16 protein-coding genes are annotated in these 17,247 nt (G+C 66.9%); 4 read left to right on the forward strand and 12 right to left on the reverse strand.

Annotated elements, in window-relative coordinates:
* The first annotated feature begins 15 nt into the window (after positions 1–15).
* A complete protein-coding gene (locus A5777_RS05845) occupies positions 16–1,554 on the forward strand; it encodes an alpha-(1->6)-mannopyranosyltransferase A (protein WP_064861949.1) in 1,539 nt (512 codons plus the stop codon).
* Here the strand turns inward: A5777_RS05845 and A5777_RS05850 are convergent.
* Positions 1,523–1,888, reverse strand: a complete 366-nt coding sequence (locus tag A5777_RS05850; RefSeq protein ID WP_064861950.1) for an Rv2175c family DNA-binding protein — start codon at positions 1,886–1,888, stop codon at positions 1,523–1,525. The two genes, A5777_RS05845 and A5777_RS05850, sit on opposite strands and share 32 nt — an antisense overlap.
* A 131-nt stretch (positions 1,889–2,019) precedes the next feature.
* Between A5777_RS05850 and A5777_RS05855 the strand changes: the two genes are divergently transcribed.
* The gene (locus A5777_RS05855; protein WP_064861951.1) at positions 2,020–3,225 is read left to right on the forward strand and encodes a protein kinase domain-containing protein; all 1,206 of its coding nucleotides are present in this window, start codon (positions 2,020–2,022) and stop codon (positions 3,223–3,225) included.
* Between the two features lie 21 nt (positions 3,226–3,246).
* Here A5777_RS05855 and A5777_RS05860 read toward each other — a convergent pair whose 3' ends face one another.
* Both A5777_RS05860 and A5777_RS05865 read right to left on the reverse strand, forming a co-directional pair.
* Entirely contained in the window at positions 3,247–4,665 is a 1,419-nt protein-coding gene (locus A5777_RS05860; RefSeq protein ID WP_064861952.1) for a class II 3-deoxy-7-phosphoheptulonate synthase, read from the reverse strand.
* Between the two features lie 61 nt (positions 4,666–4,726).
* Positions 4,727–5,218: a polyadenylate-specific 3'-exoribonuclease AS gene (locus tag A5777_RS05865; protein ID WP_064861964.1), complete on the reverse strand. Its 492-nt coding sequence runs from the start codon at positions 5,216–5,218 to the stop codon at positions 4,727–4,729.
* 86 nt (positions 5,219–5,304) lie between these two features.
* Here A5777_RS05865 and A5777_RS05870 point away from each other — a divergent pair, with 86 nt between their 5' ends.
* Complete coding sequence (locus tag A5777_RS05870) at positions 5,305–6,642, forward strand: glycosyltransferase 87 family protein (protein ID WP_064861953.1); 1,338 nt, start codon at positions 5,305–5,307, stop codon at positions 6,640–6,642.
* Positions 6,643–6,687: 45 nt separating this feature from the next.
* On the opposite strand, the gene A5777_RS05875 is transcribed toward A5777_RS05870, so the two are convergent.
* The 6 genes from A5777_RS05875 to A5777_RS05900 all read right to left on the reverse strand — a co-directional run bounded on the left by A5777_RS05875 (position 6,688) and on the right by A5777_RS05900 (position 11,273).
* Complete coding sequence (locus A5777_RS05875) at positions 6,688–7,407, reverse strand: lysophospholipid acyltransferase family protein (protein WP_064861954.1); 720 nt, start codon at positions 7,405–7,407, stop codon at positions 6,688–6,690.
* A gap of 161 nt (positions 7,408–7,568) precedes the next feature.
* Positions 7,569–8,564 carry an ROK family protein gene (locus A5777_RS05880; protein ID WP_064861955.1) on the reverse strand — a complete coding sequence of 332 codons (996 nt, stop codon included), beginning with the start codon at positions 8,562–8,564 and terminating at the stop codon, positions 7,569–7,571.
* A gap of 16 nt (positions 8,565–8,580) precedes the next feature.
* Positions 8,581–9,162 (reverse strand): hypothetical protein, encoded by a 582-nt coding sequence (locus A5777_RS05885; protein ID WP_064861956.1) that lies wholly within the window; start codon positions 9,160–9,162, stop codon positions 8,581–8,583.
* A gap of 79 nt (positions 9,163–9,241) precedes the next feature.
* Positions 9,242–10,423 carry an ArsA-related P-loop ATPase gene (locus tag A5777_RS05890; RefSeq protein WP_064861957.1) on the reverse strand — a complete coding sequence of 394 codons (1,182 nt, stop codon included), beginning with the start codon at positions 10,421–10,423 and terminating at the stop codon, positions 9,242–9,244.
* A gap of 20 nt (positions 10,424–10,443) precedes the next feature.
* Entirely contained in the window at positions 10,444–10,881 is a 438-nt protein-coding gene (locus tag A5777_RS05895; protein ID WP_005205555.1) for an SRPBCC family protein, read from the reverse strand.
* Entirely contained in the window at positions 10,881–11,273 is a 393-nt protein-coding gene (locus A5777_RS05900) for a hypothetical protein (protein ID WP_064861958.1), read from the reverse strand. Before A5777_RS05900 ends, A5777_RS05895 begins: the two co-directional genes overlap by 1 nt.
* Before the next feature lie 148 nt (positions 11,274–11,421).
* Here A5777_RS05900 and A5777_RS05905 point away from each other — a divergent pair, with 148 nt between their 5' ends.
* A complete protein-coding gene (locus A5777_RS05905) occupies positions 11,422–13,236 on the forward strand; it encodes an AMP-dependent synthetase/ligase (RefSeq protein ID WP_231894962.1) in 1,815 nt (604 codons plus the stop codon).
* Positions 13,237–13,269: 33 nt separating this feature from the next.
* Here the strand turns inward: A5777_RS05905 and A5777_RS05910 are convergent, their stop codons facing one another.
* From A5777_RS05910 to A5777_RS05920, 3 genes are read right to left on the reverse strand one after another with little or no spacing between them, the layout of a single operon-like run.
* Positions 13,270–14,388 carry a glycosyltransferase family 4 protein gene (locus A5777_RS05910; RefSeq protein ID WP_064861959.1) on the reverse strand — a complete coding sequence of 373 codons (1,119 nt, stop codon included), beginning with the start codon at positions 14,386–14,388 and terminating at the stop codon, positions 13,270–13,272.
* 12 nt (positions 14,389–14,400) lie between these two features.
* Positions 14,401–15,951: a peptidase MA family metallohydrolase gene (locus tag A5777_RS05915; RefSeq protein ID WP_064861960.1), complete on the reverse strand. Its 1,551-nt coding sequence runs from the start codon at positions 15,949–15,951 to the stop codon at positions 14,401–14,403.
* Between the two features lie 12 nt (positions 15,952–15,963).
* Positions 15,964–16,935 carry a C40 family peptidase gene (locus A5777_RS05920; protein ID WP_376782644.1) on the reverse strand — a complete coding sequence of 324 codons (972 nt, stop codon included), beginning with the start codon at positions 16,933–16,935 and terminating at the stop codon, positions 15,964–15,966.
* Between the last annotated feature and the right edge of the window lie 312 nt (positions 16,936–17,247).

Consider the following 17,247-nt stretch of genomic DNA (forward strand, 5'->3'; position numbering starts at 1 on the left):
GGACGACGCCTGAGCATGGACACCGACGTGAAAGTGGACGCCGACGCGAGCGCCGGTCGCACATCGTCGACGACGACGCGGCGCACCCTCATCGCGGGCCTGATCGGCTCGATCATGGTGTGCCTCGGCGGTTTCGGCATCGCAGACATACCTCGCAACCATCCGATCCTGACCGATACCGGACTGAGCTGGCTCACCTACGGGCACGGTAAATCGCTGTGTGGCATCACATTCTGGGTCGGCGTGACGCTGATGGTCATCGCGTGGATACGCCTGGGGCGCATCGTGTGCGACCGCACGCGTGATCACAGCGGGCTTCACCTGGGCAGGTGGGTGCTGGCGTGGGCCGCGCCGTTGATGGTGACCGTGCCGCTCTACAGTCGCGACGTCTACGCCTACCTCGGGCAGGGCGCCCTGTTCGGGGCGGGCTTCTCGCCGTACGCCGACGGCCCGGCGCACAATCCGGGACCGCTCGTCGACAGCATGGCGCAGGTCTGGGCGTCGACCACGGCCCCCTATGGCCCGCTCTTCGTGTGGGTGACGCACCTGGTCGTCGCGGTGACCGGCGAGCACGTCATCCTGGGTGTGCTCGCCATGCGACTGGTACTGCTGCCGGGACTCCTGTTGTCGCTCTGGGCAATTCCGCGCCTCGCCCGTCACTTCGGGGCGTCGCCCGCCGCTGGACTGTGGCTGGTGCTGTTCAACCCGCTCGTCCTGATCCACCTGGTGGGCGGACCGCACGTCGAACTACTCATGATGGGTGTGTTGTCCGCGGGGATGGCGTTGGTCGTCACCGGGCGCCACGTCGGCGGGCTCGTGCTGCTCGGGTGTGCGGTCTCGATCAAGATCACCGCGGGGATCGCGGTCCCCTTCGTGCTGTGGATCTGGTTGGCGCACATCCGAGAACGGCGCCAGGTGGGCGCGCGCGACGTGGCACTCGTGCTCGCCGCGATCGTGGGCATCACCGTCGCCGTGTTCGCGGCGTGGACCGCGCTCGTCAGGCTGGGCCTGGGTTGGCTCACTGGTTTGGGCTGGGCGGATCGGATCGTGAACTGGTTTACGTTGCCGACGGTTGTCGCTCACCTCGTGACACTCGTCGCCGCGCCGTTCACACCGCTCAACCTGCAGACCGTGCTGCCGATCACCCGGCTCGTCGGCGAGGTTCTGCTCGCGGTCATCCTCGTCGTGTTGTGGTGGCGGCAGCGGCATTCCGAGCGCGACGCGATGGCGGGCATCGTGCTCGCCATGCTGGCCGTCGTGGTCCTCGAACCGTCGACGCTCCCCTGGTACTACACGTGGGTGCTGTGCCTGGCCGTGGCGTTCACGCTTCCGACGTGGGTGCGCTCGCTGGTCGTCGGAATCTCGACGTTCATGCTGATCGTCTTTCAGCCCGACGACTCGATCTTGTTCTACAAACTGCCCGAGACGCTGTTGGCGCTGGCGCTCGGTGGCCTCGCGGCAGCGTCGGTGATGCGGACCGATCCACTGCGGATCGGTGCTCTCGGACGTCGTATGTGGGGCGTCAGAACGCCTGTGCCTGCGCGCGACGGATGACTTCGCGCGCGGAGTGGGTGTGCAGCGCGTCCGCGGGCGTCAGGCCGAGGTCGTCCTGTTCGGTGAACAGCCACGTCATGATCTCGTCGCGCGTGTAGCCGCCGTCGAACAACACGTCGACGAGTCCGGTGAAGTGCTTCGCGATGCCTTCGTCGTCGAAGAACACTTGCGGCACCGCGGGCTGACCGTTACGCGAGATCGCGAGCAGGTGATGATCCCGGATGAGGTTGCGCACCTTGTTCGTCGAGACATGCAGGCGTGCGGCGACATCGTCGAGCGAATAGGTGGGGGTGTCGGCGGGGAGGTTGTCGGTCGAGAGGGGCAGAGAACTCACCCGCCTGAGATTACCGTTTCGCCGTGCATGCCGACAGGCGGTCGTCACGCTGTGTACAACTCGTCGTCCAGCACACGCCACGGCGTGTACGTACGGGCCCGCGGTCGGTGGTGCCGGGTAGATTCGACGTCGTGAACAGCCCGGCCGACACCCTGCTCGGTGCGGTCCTCGAGGACCGCTACCGCCTCGACGCGCCCATCGCGCGCGGCGGAATGTCGGCGGTCTATCTGGGCGCCGATCTGCGGTTGGGTCGCGACGTCGCGGTCAAGGTGATGGATCGACGCTACTCGGGCGATCCACAGTTCGTGCGCCGCTTCGAGTTCGAGGCGCGGGCGGTCGCGGGCCTCAAGCATCCCGGTCTCGTCGCGGTCTACGACCAGGGCATCGACGACGGCACGGCGTTTCTCGTGATGGAACTCGTCGAGGGCGGCAGCCTGCGCGAACTGCTGCGCGAGCGCGGTCCCATGCCGCCGCACGCCGTCGTCGCGGTCGCCGATCCCGTCCTCGGCGGTCTCGGCACCGCGCATCGAGCAGGCCTCGTCCACCGCGACGTCAAACCCGAGAACGTGCTGATCTCCGACGCGGGCGAGGTCAAGGTCGCCGACTTCGGACTGGTGCGCGCGGTCGCCGAGGCCGGCGTCACGTCGGCGAGCGTCATCCTGGGTACGGCGGCGTATCTGTCGCCCGAGCAGGTCGAGTCGGCCGACGCCGACGCCAGGAGCGACGTCTACTCCATGGGCGTCATGATGTTCGAATTACTCACCGGCAGAACACCTTTCCACGGCGACTCGCCACTGGCACTCGCCTACCAGCGACTCTCCTACGACGTCCCGGCCCCCGGCGACGTGATCGACGGCGTACCCGAGGAGATCGACGAAGTGATCCTGCGCGCGACGGAACGTCGGCCGCGCGACCGCTACGTCGACGCCTTCGAGATGCGCGACGCCCTGCTCGCCGCGGCCGACGACCTCGACCTGCCGCCGTTCACCGTTCCCGCACCGCGCCGCTCGGCCGAGCGGGAGACGATGCTCCGGATACGCGCGGCGCAGGCCGCCGCGGTGCGTCCACAACCGCGCCCCGTTGCGCCGCGCGCTGTCCCCGCGACCGCACAGCAACCGGTCGCGGAGTCGCTCGTTGCGCGTCCCCAACCGACCACAGCGCCACCCGCGACGACCAAGCGCCCCACGGTGATTCCCGATCGACCGACCGACGACACACCGACCCACGACCCTGGGCGCGGAAGACTGCAGGCGCTGATCTGGCTGACCGTCGTCCTGCTGGTGGCCGCAGGCGTCGGCTCGGCCGGCTGGTGGGTCGGCGCGCTGATCGTGGGCTGACCGCTCAGGACGTCGAGATGCTCAGCCGCGCAACATCTCCGCGACGAGGAATGCCAGTTCCAGCGACTGCTGGGTGTTGAGCCGCGGATCGCACGCGGTCTCGTATCGGCCCGCCAGGTCGACGTCGGAGATGTCCTGTGCGCCACCGAGACACTCGGTCACGTTCTCTCCGGTGAGCTCGATGTGGATACCACCCGGGTGTGTACCGAGCGCGTGATGGACCTCGAAGAAGCCCTGCACCTCGTCGACGACGCGGTCGAAGTGCCTGGTCTTGTACCCGGTCGGCGAGGTGTGGGTGTTCCCGTGCATCGGATCGGACTGCCAGATCACCTTGTGGCCGGTCGCCTCCACCGCGCTCACGATCGGCGGCAGCACCTCGCGCACCTTCGAGTTGCCCATGCGGGCAACGAAGGTCAGCCGTCCGGGACGGTTGTGCGGGTCGAGCCGTTCGACGTATTCGACGGCCTGCTCCGGCGTCGTCGTCGGTCCGACCTTGACCCCGATGGGGTTACGGATCAGCTCGGCGAACGCGATGTGCGCACCGTCGAGTTGGCGGGTGCGCTCGCCGATCCAGAGGAAGTGCGCCGAAAGGTCGTAGAGCACCTTCTCGTCGAGTTCGGACGCATTGCCGGAACCGTCGAGGTCGGGATTGTCGGCCAGGCGCAGCATCGCGCGCTCGTAGTCGAGCACGAGCGCTTCGTGTGAGGCGAAGATCGCGGCGGACTTCAGGCTCGAATCGGTGACGCCGCAGGCGTCCATGAACTTCAGGCCGCGGTCGATCTCGCCTGCGAGGGCCTCATACCGCGCGCCGGCGGGTGACGTCCGGACGAACTCGCGATTCCAATCGTGGACACGACGCAGGTCGGCTTCGGCACCGGTCAGTGCGCGCACCAGGTTCATCGCTGCCGACGCGTTGGCGTACGCGCGGACCAGGCGGGACGGATCGTGCACTCGTGCCGCCTCGACGGGCGGGAATCCGTTGACCATGTCGCCGCGGTACGACGTCAGGCCGAGCGCGTCGACGTCGGCCGAGCGTGGCTTGGCGTACTGCCCGGCGATGCGGGCCACCTTCACGACCGGCAGGCTCGCGCCGTAGGTCAGTACAACGGCCATCTGCAGCAACGTGCGGATGTTGCCCTTGATGTGCGGTTCGGTGTTGTCGGCGAACGTCTCCGCGCAGTCGCCGCCCTGCAGCAGAAAGGCGCGGCCCTCAGCGACATCGGCGAGCTGCGACGACAGCGCCTCGACCTCTGCCGGCATGCAGATCGGCGGCACACTCTCGAGCACCGTACGCATCCGGTGGGCGTCCTCGGGATCCCAGCTCGGCTGCTGGAGTGCCGGCCTGCTCATGGCGTCGGCAAAGCGCGCCTGCAGGTCGCCGGGAAGCGGGGGCAGTTCGGGAAGTTCGTCGATCGGAACGTCTACGGTCCAGTTCACCACCCCTCCAGCGTAATAGGCGCCGACGACGCCCCCGCAGGTCGGCCCCGTCGGCTAGCCGGGCTCACGCACGCACACCGCCGGCACGCTCGATGGCCTCCCACTTGCGCAGGTTGTGTCGAGCATCACTGAGGGCGTCGTGAGCGTCGTCGGGCGCGGACGGCAGAGGCGGCCGACCGGCAGCCTCCCAGTGCTGTTTGAGCTCACGCGTGAAACGCGGAACAGCGCGGGGCAGCTCGGTCATCGGCCCCCACAACTGACACAGAACGACGTGGTCATAGGCACCCACCCACGCCCACAACTCGATGTCGTTGCCTTTTTCCGTCAGGAACTCCAGCAGGCCTTCGCGGATCTGCGCCCGCGACCGCCACAGCGGCGAGGAGGGGGACGGAAGCTTGGGCAGGACGTTGGCGCGCACCCAACTACCGGCGCGCCCGGGATCGAATTCGGTCGACACCGCATAATATTCACGACCGTCCTCTGCGACGACACCGATCGATACGAGATCGATCGTGCGGCCGTCCTCGATAAACTCCGAGTCGTAGAAGAAACGCATACCGCCAAGTATTCGCCACCGAACGCGCACACCGACACCCGACCGACCCACATGCCCCCGACGCGGGGCCTACACAAAGGCCATCGATGCCCACATTCTGCAGCGCCGCGGACGCCCGGCTCCGTCGGTGGGTTCCGACGCGGTGGGCGCGCGCGCTCATCGTCGTCGCATTCGCGGCGTCGTCGCTACTCCAGATGATCGGTGTGCCTTTCACCAGCAGTTTCGGTACCAGAACGCGCATCGACCTCGACGTCTACCGGCTCGGGGCACAGATCTGGCAGCAGGGCCAGAGCCTTTACGCCGACGGCTCGATGCCGTTCACCAGCGACGGCATCTGGCTGCCGTTCACCTACCCGCCGTTCGCCGCGATGGCCTTCGTGCCGCTGGGCGCAATGACGCTCACCATCGCGGGTGTCGTGATGTCACTGATCACGATCGGACTCCTCGTCGTCGTCGTGCACATCGTGCTGACGGTGCTCTCCGTCGGGCGCATCGGCAACCGATGGTGGCTCGCTCTTGTGGTCTCCACTGCCGCGCTCTGGCTCAATCCGATGTGGATGACGCTCGGCTTCGGTCAGATCAACGTGATTCTCATGGCGATGATCGTCGTCGACATCTTTCTCGTCGGCCGGGGACGCCGCCGTGCCTTCGGACCCCTACAGGGCGTGCTGGTCGGGCTCGCGGCGGCGATCAAGCTGACCCCGCTCGTCTTCATCGTGCTGTTCGCATCGGCTCGACGCTGGCGCGCGGTCGTCACGGCTGCCGCGACGTTCGTCGCCGCGGCGGCGCTGGCATGGATCTGGATGCCGTCGGACTCGTGGGGCTACTGGACCCACACCTTGTTCCACACCACGCGCATCGGTGATCCGTCAGGTCGGATCAACCAGAACCTGAATGCAATGTGGATTCGACTCCTCCCGGAGGCCAGCGCGGCACAACTCGCGTGGGTGCTGAGTTCACTCGTGGCAACGGTGCTGGCCGGCGCAGCGCTGTTCGCCTGCAAGCCCGCTCCGGCATTCGGTCGGGGTGCGGGTCGGAACGGGCGCGTCAACGCGCTCCTGGCGACCTGCGTCGTCGCGGTCTGGGGGCTCCTCGTCTCGCCGACATCGTGGGCACACCACTGGGTGTGGTCGATTCCCCTGATCCTGACGAGCCTTGTGGTGGCCGCGCGCACCGACTCACGGCGCGCGTACGTCGCCTACAACGCGATCGCCGTCAGCGGCGTCCTGATCTTCGCCGTCGGCCCGTACCAGTTCCTGCCGATGGTGGCCCGACACTGGACCGTATTCGACCACATCGTCGGAAACGCGTTCTCGCTGTGGGGAATCGCCGCTCTGGTCGTGATCTGGCTGCTTCCGTTCTCCCCCGCGCGGGCCGCCACTCGGGCAGCCGATCAGCCGCTCGCCGAGATCCGATCCGTTTGAGCGGCATGGCCCGCGTGGCGCCTGCGCCCGACCGGCCGATGTGAGTCAGGCAGCCGATGCCTCGCCCGGCTGCGCAGGCTCCTGCACGTCGGGCTTCGGCTCCTTGAGCGAGGCGGCGTAGATGTCGACGTACTGCTGACCGGAGAGCCGCATCAGCTCGTACATGATCTCGTCGGTCACGGCACGCTCGATGAAGCGGTTGCCCTGCATGCCCTCGTAGCGGGCGAAGTTCAGCGGCTTGCCGATCTTCACCTTGACCCTGGTCGGGCGCGGCAGCACGGTTCCGGGCGGGTTGAAGGTGTCAGTACCGATCATGGCGACGGGGATCACCGGCACCCCGGTGTCGAGCGCGACTCGGGCCAGCCCCGTCTTGCCCTTGTAGAGATTGCCGTCGGGCGACCGGGTGCCCTCCGGGTACATGCCCATCAGGTTGCCTGCCTCGAGCTGGCCCCGCGCGGCCTTGAGCGCATCGGCAGCCGCCTCCGCACCGGTCCGGTCGATCGGGATCTGACCGACGGCGGTGTAGAACCACGCCTGGAAACGACCCTTGATCCCGGTGCCGTTGAAGTACTCGGCCTTGGCGAGGAAGTAGATCCGACGGGGCACCATCAGCGGCAGGAAGAAGCTGTCCATCACGGCCAGGTGGTTGCTGGCGAGAATCGCCGGTCCGCGTTCGGGGAGGTTCTCGAGGCCTTCGATCTCAGGACGTCCGAGTACCCGCAGAAGCGGTCCGAGGAGAACGTACTTGAACAGGTAGTACCACATTGAGACTCACTCCATCATCGCCGCGTCGCCACTGGTGAAGTCGTCGCCGGACAGAGCACCGTGAGAACTCGAGGAGGGGTGAGTCTCGCAGTGAGCCGACGGGACGTTGTGAGATGACTCTACTCAAGCGCCCACACCTGCGTGGGCCATAGGGCGTGCTCTCAGTGTGCCGTCGACCACCCTGCATCGCCGAGCGCCACATCCTCGGACCGTAGTGCCGCGCGCGCCACCTCCGCGGCGCCGATGACGCCCGCACTCTCGCCGAGCTGGGTGCCTCGAATGCGCGCGAGTTGCCGGTGCCCCGAACCGGTGATCAATCTGGCGTAGTGCTCGCGCGCCTCGTCGAGGAACAGACCCGACGCCGCGCCGACGCCGCCGGCGAGGACGATCAGGTCGGGGTCGAAGATGTCGGCGATCATCGCCAGGCCCTGACCGAGCGACGCTGCGAACGCCGCGAACGCCGCAATTGCCACCGCGTCACCGTCGGCGGCCGCACCCGCGACACGACGCCCCGTCAGTGAACCGGGATCGGCTGCGACGTCGGCGGCGAGCTGGCTTCTCCCCCAATCGCCATCGGCGAGCAATTCGACGACGGTGTCGACCAAAGCGGTTCCGCTGCAATACCTTTCCCAGCAACCACGCTTGCCGCACGAGCAGGGCCTACCGTCGGGGACGACCGTCAGATGTCCGAGCTCCGGCGCCACACCGAAGCTTCCGCGATAGATCTCGCCCTCGATGAGCAACCCGGCACCGATGCCCGTCCCGATGGCCAGGACCAGCGAGTTGTGTCCGCGCGCCGCAGCACCGAATCGGAACTCGGCGACGGCCGCGGCGTTGGCGTCGTGCTCGGTGACCACCGGCAGACCGATACGCGCGCTCATGTCCTCTGCGACTCGCGCCTCACGCCACGGCAGGTGCGGCGCGAACCGGACAACCTGACGATCAGGGGTCAGAAAACCCGCCACCGCGAGTCCGACGGCGCGCGCCGCCCACCGTGACGTGAGCTCGCCGACGAGCCGATCGAGGCAGTGCTCGAGCGTGAGCGCCGTGCCCGGCGTCGCGGCCCGCAGGGTGTCGAGCATCCGCCCGCGTTCGTCGACCACCGAGGCGCGGACGCTGGTGCCGCCGATGTCGATGCCAATCGTCAACTCGCCCATTATTTCTCAGTTCTCATCACGTCTCGGTCTCGCCATCGAGGTGCCTGCGGTCAACGAAGGAACGGGAGGGATCGGGTAAATAGGAGCCTGGGTCATGCATGTCGTGCGTGCTGGGTTCCTGCCCGGCGGGGCTCTGTCGCGCCGGGCCGTGCTGGTCGCCCTGCTCGCGCGTCGTCTGGCGTGGGGCCGTCCGGTGCGACGTCGACGTACCGATCCGTACCGAGATCGGTTGGTACTGCGCGGTCGGTGAGGCGTGTGTGGCAGGGGTTGCGCGTAGCGCGTTCGCGACGGCTTCGAGTACCGCGATGAGCGCGGCTATCAGCCTGGAGACGAGATCGCCGATCTCGGCCACGAGTGAACTGATCTCGCCTGCGACGTCGCCGAATGCCTGATGTCGCGCGCCCGCTCCCCGAGTCGCCCCGCTCGACGCCGACTGTCCCCCTCCGCCGATGATGGCGGCGAGTTGGTCGATCTGCGCCGCGATGCCCAGCACGAAGTCGCGGACAGGGTCACCGATGGGGTCTCCGGTGAACGCGTCGTCGCGGTCTCCCGGCGTCTGCCGTCCCCCCGACGGATTGCCACGGTCGTCGCTGCTCATCTCGGGCGGCTGGTCCTTTGCTGCTCGCGGGCCCCGAGACTCAACCGGGGACATGTGCACGGAAACGGTACCCGCAACCTCACCGTCGAGGCCATACCGCCGGGTCGGGACGGAACCGGATGTGCACCTGTTCACCATCCCAGTCGGCATCGTCGACGACGCACCGCCGCAACACCGACGGCAACGGCAGGCAGTGACGCAGACCGTCGACGGTGACGAGCAGGTCGTCGCCCGAGCGTCCGAGCATGAACCGACCGGGGTCGGGAAGCGTTTGCGGCCAAGACAATTCGTACGTGGTGTCGAGACCGTCTGCGGCGTCGCCGACCACCGACAGCGCCGACGAGCCGCGCGCGCGACCCGACGGTGCGAGCAGCGTCACCCCGAGCTTCTTCAGACGTGCCGGCCGGTCGAGCGGCGCATCGAGCGCCGTGACACCACGGATCTCGACGCCGGGGACGCCGTCGATCTCGTCGGGCACCAGCTCCCGACGCCCCGATTCGGCGGTGGCGTCGTCGAGATAGATGGTGCGCAGCGGAAGTCCGAGCAGGTCGATGGACGCGAGTTGATGCGGTAGCGACCGCGCTCCGCGATGCCCGCTCCCGACCACGAGGTGGGCCGCGGTGGTATCGGCGTCACGCAGTAGTTCTGCGACGTCGGCGCAGTCGCGGTCGATGGTGTCGACCGCGGTGGTCAGTTGCGCGACCGCGGGACGGTCGGCCGCGGCCGCGAGCCTGCGATGCCTCGGCCACAAACGATCGAGCATGTGCCTGAGCTTCGACGGTGCGTCGAGCAACTCATACGGGTCGCCCGCCCCGGACAGGTCGACGACGATGCGCTGCCACTGACCGCTGACCGCCTCGTCACGAATCCGCCGCAGCAACAACGCATCCTCGACCCCGGGCAGCGATGTCACCTCCGCCTGGTCGATTCCGGCGAGCGTGTCGACGAACGGCAACGAGATCTTGGAGCGTCGCACGGTGTCGGCGAGGAGTTCGGCGAAGAGCGCCCACGACGTCGTCGCCGACGTCAGTCGTTCGAGACAGAGCAGGTGCAGATGTGCCGACACCGCGACGACCTCGCTGGGTGACCGGAACACACCGAGCACGTCGGGAACCGGCGAGCAGCGGTCGACCGTGATCAGGAGCGTGTGCCGATCTGCGGCCAGCGGTGAACGCACCTCTGGTCTCCGTGTCCGGGGTCGGCTGACCGCGCCCGCGGTCGCGATCGCGGTCACCCCGGATCCCCCCGGACCGAAGACGATGTGAATGGGCGTCAGGTCGATCAGCCTTCGACCCTCTTCTTGAGATCGTTGAGTGCTGCGTCAGTGATGGCCTTCTCGGCACGTCGCTTGAGCTGACCGATCATCGGAACCTGCAGGTCGACCATCAACTCGTAGGTGACCTTGGTCGAACCGGGGACCTGCCGGCTGAGCACGTACCGGCCGCGCTGGTCCTTCTGCAGATCACTCGACACCAGCACCCACGAGACCTCATCGCCGTCTGCACCCCACGTGTAGCGCAGTACGTAGGTGTCCTGGAGTACGCCCGCATCGAGGAGGAAGCGCACCTGCGACGCCCTGCCCGCCGAGTCGCGTTCGGTGACCTCGACCTCCCGCGCGGCCGTGACCCACTCCGGGTAGTGCTCGAAGTCGGAGATGACAGCCATCACCTCTGCGGCGTCGGCGTTGATGACGATCGAACGCTCGGTATGGTCGGCCATCAGCTCGCCACACTTTCACTGATCGCGGGATCGCCTGGGGCGCGACCTGATTCGAGACGATCCTTGATCTCGAACGTCACCCGCTTCCCGATCACGCGGTAACCATGGTTGAGCGCTGCCACGTCGACTCCTGTCGAATCACCGGTGGGTTCTGCATGCAGGAAATAGTGCAGCACGAACCCGTCGAGTACCGGCTCGCACCAGAACTCCATCGTTCCTCTCACCGGACCGTCGACCCGCCAACGCATACCCGCGGCACCCCGATCCTCGGCCACCTCCATGCGCAGATCGGGCCACCAGGATCGCCATCGTCCGCGATCACCCACCACGGCTGCCACCAGCGCGGGCGCCGCAGCGACGAATGTCTCATCCGCCACTTGAATGCTCGTCACGCCTCTTAGCTTCACATACTCCCGACGGGAGCGGATAGACCCCTCACACGTCACACAACTTTGGCGCGGTTGTGGGTCGTGAAAAGTCCGGGGATACGATTGGCGACGAGTGTCAATTGCCAACGATGGCGAAAGGTCGTCGATACGAATGAGTGCTGCGTTGAACGAGTACAGCGTCCCCGCCGATTTCACGATCGAGGAGGACGAGAACTGTACTGACATCTTGTTCGGTCTCGCCGAGCGCACTCCCGCCTCGACGGTCTTCCGACGCGAAGAAGGCGGCGAGTGGCTTCCGGTGCGGGCAGACGACGCCGCCAAGCAGATCACGGCAATAGCCAAGGGACTGATCGCCTCCGGTGTGGCTCCCGGTGACCGCGTCGCGGTCTTGTCACGCACGCGGCTCGAGTGGATCCTGGTGGATTTCGCGATCTGGTGCGCGGGCGCGACAACCGTTCCGGTCTACGACTCGTCGTCATCAGGCCAGATCGACTGGATCATGCGGGATTCCGGCGCCTCCGCCATCATCGTCGAGGACGACGGACATCGTGCAGAGTTCGAGGCTGTCGGCGATCTGCCCACAGCCGTCCAGGTATTCCAGATCGATCCGAAGACCGGTCCCGGTGCCGTCGAACTGCTCATCGAGGCGGGCAAGGATGTCTCGGACGACGAGATCACCAAGCGGCGTGCAGCTCTCAAGGCTTCCGACCCTGCGACGCTGATCTACACCTCGGGAACCACCGGCCGCCCCAAGGGGTGCGAGCTGACGCACTCCAACATGCTCTCGGAGGTCCGAGGTGTGCTGCAGGGCAACCTGAGCACCCTGCTCGCCCCGGGCAAGCGACTGCTGATGTTCTTGCCTCTCGCGCACGTTCTGGCACACGCGATCACCCTCGTCGCGATCGAGGCCCAGGTCGAGGTCGGTTTCACCGGCGACACCAAGAACATCGTCGCCACGTTCGGCCAGTTCAGGCCGTCACTGATCCTCTCGGTCCCCCGCGTCTTCGAGAAGGTGTACAACTCTGCCCGCCAATCGGCCGCCGACGGCGGCAAGGGCAAGATCTTCGACGCCGCGAGCGCGACTGCCATCGAGTACTCGGTGAAGTCGGAGCAAGGCAGCGTCCCACTGCTCCTCAAGGTCAAGCACGCCGTGTTCGACCGCCTCGTCTACAGCAAGCTGCGCTCGGCGCTGGGTGGGCAGTGCGAGCTCGCCATCTCCGGTGGCGCGCCCCTCGGTGCGATGCTCGGGCACTTCTTCAACGGAATCGGTATCCCGGTGTATGAGGGATACGGACTGACCGAGACCACTGCGGCCTTCAGCGTGAACACACCGGGTGAATTCAAGATCGGGACCGTCGGAAAGCCTGTGGCCGGCAACGCCGTTCGCCTCGGCGAGGATGGCGAGGTGCTGCTGAGTGGCGGCGTGGTCTTCCACGGCTATTGGAACAACCCGGACGCCACGGCTCAGGCACTCGAAGACGGCTGGTTCCACACCGGCGACCTCGGCACCATCGATTCCGAGGGCTTCATCACCATCACCGGTCGCAAGAAAGAACTGATCGTCACCGCGGGCGGCAAGAACGTCTCGCCGTCGGGTCTCGAGGATGTATTGCGCTCGGCCCCTCTGGTGTCGCAGGCGGTTGTCGTCGGCGATCAGAAGCCGTTCATCTCGGCGCTCATCACGATCGACCCCGAGGCCTTCCCTGGATGGAAGGAGCGGATGGGTCTGCCGGCCGACGCCGACGTCGCCTCCCTCATGAACGATCCCAAGCTGCGCGGCGAGGTCCAAGCCGCTGTTGACGAGGCGAACAAGACGGTCTCACACGCAGAGGCGATCAAGAAGTTCCGCATCCTGCCGTCCGACTTCTCCGAGGAAACCGGCGAGATGACTCCGACCCTGAAGGTGAAGCGCAACGTGGTCGTCGACAAGTTCTCCGACGACATCGACGCGCTCTACTCCAAGTAGCGGCGTACAGCCACTGAGATCACGCAGGCGCGCCTACAGCAACTGCTGTAGGCGCGCTGCCATATGTCGCCACTGCCACCTGTCCTGCGCGACAACGCGCCCGGTGGCGCCCATCGCGGCAGCCGCTGAACGATCGGCGAGCATCGCCAGTGCTGCCAACGCGATCGCCGGAACGTCGCGGCCGTCGACAACGGTGCCCGTCTCACCCTCGACGACGGTCTCCGGAGCACCACCGGAGCGTCCCGCGATGACGGGCACACCCGTCGCCGACGCCTCGAGGTAGACGATTCCGAATCCCTCGACGTCGAGGCCTCCGCCGCGTGTGCGCGCAGGCATGGCGAAGACGTCGGCGATGTTGTGGTAGTCCGGAAGTTCTTCTGCCGGAACAGAACCGGTGAAGATCACGTGATCAGCCACTCCCTCCTCGCGGGCGAGGCGGTGCAGTGTGTCGGCGTATGGCCCACCACCGACGATGACCAGCACGACGTCGGGCATCTCTTTGCGGATCAACGGCAGGGCACGGATGAGCATGTCCTGCCCCTTCCGCGGCACCAACCGCGACAGACACAAGATGGTCGGAGCGTCGCCGAGCCCCAACCGTGCGCGAACCTCTTCGCGGGCAACAGGATTCGGCGCGAAACGATCGGTGTCGACGCCGGGGGGAAGGTACTCGAGTGAGGCAGCGCGGCCGAAGGCCGAAGCGAAGCGATCCCTGGTGTACCTACTGACGTAGGTGATCGCGTCGGTGTGGTTTCCGATGTGGCGCAGCACTTGTCGAGCAACGGGCAGCATCGACCACCCCACCTCGTGGCCATGCGTGCTGGCGATGACGCGCTCAGCTCCCGCCCTACGCATCGCGGGAGCCATCACCGCGAGCGGTGCCGCGGCACCGAACCACACGGTCTCGATGCCCTCACTGCGGATGATCTCTGCGGCGCGACGCGCGACGAATGGCGTGGGCAGCATCAACGTCGTCCGGTGCCGGTAGACGCGATACGGTTGTCGCGCATCGAATTCCACGCTGCCCTTCCATCGGGGCGCGTAGACCACGACATCTTCGGGCGGCAACCTGTCGACGAGATTCTGCAGATACGACTGGATCCCACCGGCCCGTGGCGGAAAGTCGTTGGTCACCAACAGGGTTCGACGCACGGACCGTACTCCTTATCTCGGAACCTGTTCCGCGAGCCATCTGCGCCAGTCGGCGATCAGACGGTTGCGATCGACACCGAGAGCAGTCGCGATCGCGTTGTCTTGTCGGCCGACGTCTCCCGACGCCGCCACCCCGCGATAGAGGGCCTTCAGACGTGTTTCACCGTAGCGGTCGGCGACGTAGGCCGCGAGCGCCCACGCGGACTGGTACGCCAGAGCCGACTTGTCAGTCGCCACACCGAAATCCTCGTCCGACGGCAGCGCATCGGGACTCTGCCCCGCCCGCACCTGCGCGGCGAGATCCGGGGCGGCGTCGTCGAGACGCACGTAGGTTCCCTTACGGCCGACGTATTCGGCAACACCCTCGGTGATCCACAGCGGCGCGTCCTTTGCAGTCACCGAGCGCGTCGCGACGTGCGTGAGCTCGTGCCGCAAGACCACGGCAAGAGCCGGGGCGGGTAGGTCGTTGGCGGACGGAGCGAGCACGACGCGCTGACCGATCACCGTGTCACCGTCGACTCGATCGAACACGGTGGCCGCCGCGGCGGCGGAGGTGTCGGTCGCAGAACTGTGCGCGATCGCGGAGAACTCCTCCGGGGTCGCCGTTGCGACGACGACGGCCCGCCGCGGCCACTCCGAACCCCAGAACGCGGTGACGGCCGATACCGCCTGGCGCAGCGAGCGTCGCGTCCGATCCACTGTGACGGCGGTACCCGGGTACGACACCACTGCTGACGGCCCTCCCCCGGTGAGCACGTCCGTGGCCTCGAGACCCGGCAGGTTCCAGAGCTGGGTTGCCGGGGCGTCGTCGCCGAGAAGCGTTGCGTCGCCGACCAGTTTCCAGCTGTCCCCGTATCGCGCCACCACGAGCTCGCGATCCAGCGTGACCGTCGGCTCGTCGACTCCCGGCGTGCCGGCACCGCCCAGCGCATAACGCAACTGCACCGGCGCCACCCACGAGTCGGTGCTGCCCTGCGCTTCGAGTCGCGCGGCAAGCTCTGCTGGCATCTGGACCTCCGCGCCCTGCGTCGACGCGAGCTGGTAGCCGAACTCCTTGAGCTTCAGAGCGGTTCCGCGCGCGGGCACCGTGGTCGGTGAAGGCTGGGACTCCGAAGACGGCGACTGGGGGCTTGTCGACTGAGGTACTACCGACTGGGGTACTACCGACTGGGGTACTACCGACTGGCGTTCTGCCGATTGGGGGTTCGCCACCGACGGCGTCGCTGCGGCCGACGACGCTGCGGGGGTGCCTGTTCCGGAGAGGTTCTGGGCCGCGACATTCAGAGAATCGCGGAACGTCGGAGACGTCGAGGAGTCGAGGAGTCCGTCGAGGCGAGCACGATCCCCGTCCGTCAGAGCGCGGGTGAGGTCGTCGAGGAGTCGCGCGACGCCCTCCGAGCGCTCCTGCAGGTAGATGTTGGGGTTCGTGGTCGTCGTCGTGACCGACGACGACGTCGCTTGCTGCGGTTGACTATCCGACGAGCAGGCCGACACACCCGCTGCGAGTGTCGCGGCAGCGAGGATCACACACGCGACGCGCGCAGCCGAGGCCTCAGCGTGCACGCTGTCCGCGCATCAGGCGTATCGCCGCGCGGCCGCGTACGGCCCGGCTTGGTCGATCGGCACCACCTTGACAGGCACGCCGAACGTCGACGCGTGGATCACGTAGCCGTCGCCGACGTACATGCCGACATGGTGAGCATCCGGGTAGTAGATGATCAGGTCGCCGGGCTGAAGGTTGCCGCGGTCGACGGCCGTTCCGGAGCCCATCTGTGCCTCGCTCGAGCGCGGAAGCGTTTTACCCGCCTGCTGGTAGGCCCACACCATCAACCCGGAGCAGTCGAAGGAGTCGGGTCCGGTGGCGCCCCAGACGTAGGGATCGCCGATGCGGGTGAGCGCAGCCTGCACGGCAGCGAGCGCGGCGGACGTTCCCTTCGGCACCGCCCGGGGATCGAAGTCGAACTTGGGGCCGCGAAGTGCGCCGAGTTGCTTGCCGGTCATCGACTCGTACACGGCACGCACCTGGACCGCCTGCAGCTGCAGGTTTGCCTGCTTGGCCTGGAGGTCGCCGCGCACACGCTCGGCAGCGGAGACGGCAGTCGTCGCCTCTGCGGCGGTGCGGTCGGACTTCGCCTTCGCTGCGGCCATCTGGGCGCGTGCCTTCTTGAGCCCCTTGAGATCAGCCGACGCCTGACGGGAGATCACCTCGAGGCCCGACATCTGGTCGAGCAATGACTGTGGCGAGTCGCTGACCAGCACCGCATAGAGACGGTTGACCCGCGCACCCTTGTAGCTGGCGCGCACGATGGTGTCGACGCGCTTCTGATATGAGCTGAGCGTTTTGCGCGAGGTCTCGAGACTCTTCTGGGCCTCGGCCGAGTCTTTACGAGCCGCTGTGACGATGCCACGCTGCTTGTCGTACTCGATCTGAGCGTTGTGCATCGCCTCCGACGACTTCTCGGCGTCGGTGCTCAATTTCTTGTACTGGGCGAGGAGCTGGTCGGGTGTGCGAGTCGGTTCCGCGTTCGACGGACCTGCTGTCGCCATCGAAAAGACTTGTGCAACAGCGATGATCACCGCTGTCACGACAACGACGTATACCGCTCGCGATCGATGCGTCATTGCCTGCGATCCCGCAACCACTTCTGTGTTCACTCCCCTCACCGCCTGCAGCCTCGGATCTCCGCAGAGGAGGCCCGAACGCCGCGCTCCACCCTAACGTGAGTGTCGCGGGCAGCGACTACGGATCGGGGCGATAACCCCGTGGGGGGGGGTGTGGCCCGCCCCACCGAAAAGCAACCTATAGGCCCCCCGGTGCGCCCGCTAAACCCCACCCAACCAATATTTAACACAGCATAA

The sequence above is a fragment of the Gordonia sp. 852002-10350_SCH5691597 genome (genome assembly GCF_001665715.1).
Classification (GTDB): domain Bacteria; phylum Actinomycetota; class Actinomycetes; order Mycobacteriales; family Mycobacteriaceae; genus Gordonia; species Gordonia sputi.

Bases quoted from the DNA above. Each gene is read 5' to 3' on its own strand.
- A5777_RS05845 (WP_064861949.1), top strand. From the start codon at position 16: ATGGACACCGACGTGAAAGTGGACGCCGACGCGAGCGCCGGTCGCACA.
- A5777_RS05865 (WP_064861964.1), bottom strand. From the start codon at position 5,218: ATGCGTTTCTTCTACGACTCGGAGTTTATCGAGGACGGCCGCACGATC.
- A5777_RS05870 (WP_064861953.1), top strand. From the start codon at position 5,305: ATGCCCACATTCTGCAGCGCCGCGGACGCCCGGCTCCGTCGGTGGGTT.
- A5777_RS05875 (WP_064861954.1), bottom strand. From the start codon at position 7,407: ATGTGGTACTACCTGTTCAAGTACGTTCTCCTCGGACCGCTTCTGCGG.
- A5777_RS05880 (WP_064861955.1), bottom strand. From the start codon at position 8,564: ATGGGCGAGTTGACGATTGGCATCGACATCGGCGGCACCAGCGTCCGC.
- A5777_RS05885 (WP_064861956.1), bottom strand. From the start codon at position 9,162: ATGAGCAGCGACGACCGTGGCAATCCGTCGGGGGGACGGCAGACGCCG.
- A5777_RS05895 (WP_005205555.1), bottom strand. From the start codon at position 10,881: ATGGCCGACCATACCGAGCGTTCGATCGTCATCAACGCCGACGCCGCA.
- A5777_RS05905 (WP_231894962.1), top strand. From the start codon at position 11,422: ATGAGTGCTGCGTTGAACGAGTACAGCGTCCCCGCCGATTTCACGATC.
- A5777_RS05920 (WP_376782644.1), bottom strand. From the start codon at position 16,935: ATGGCGACAGCAGGTCCGTCGAACGCGGAACCGACTCGCACACCCGAC.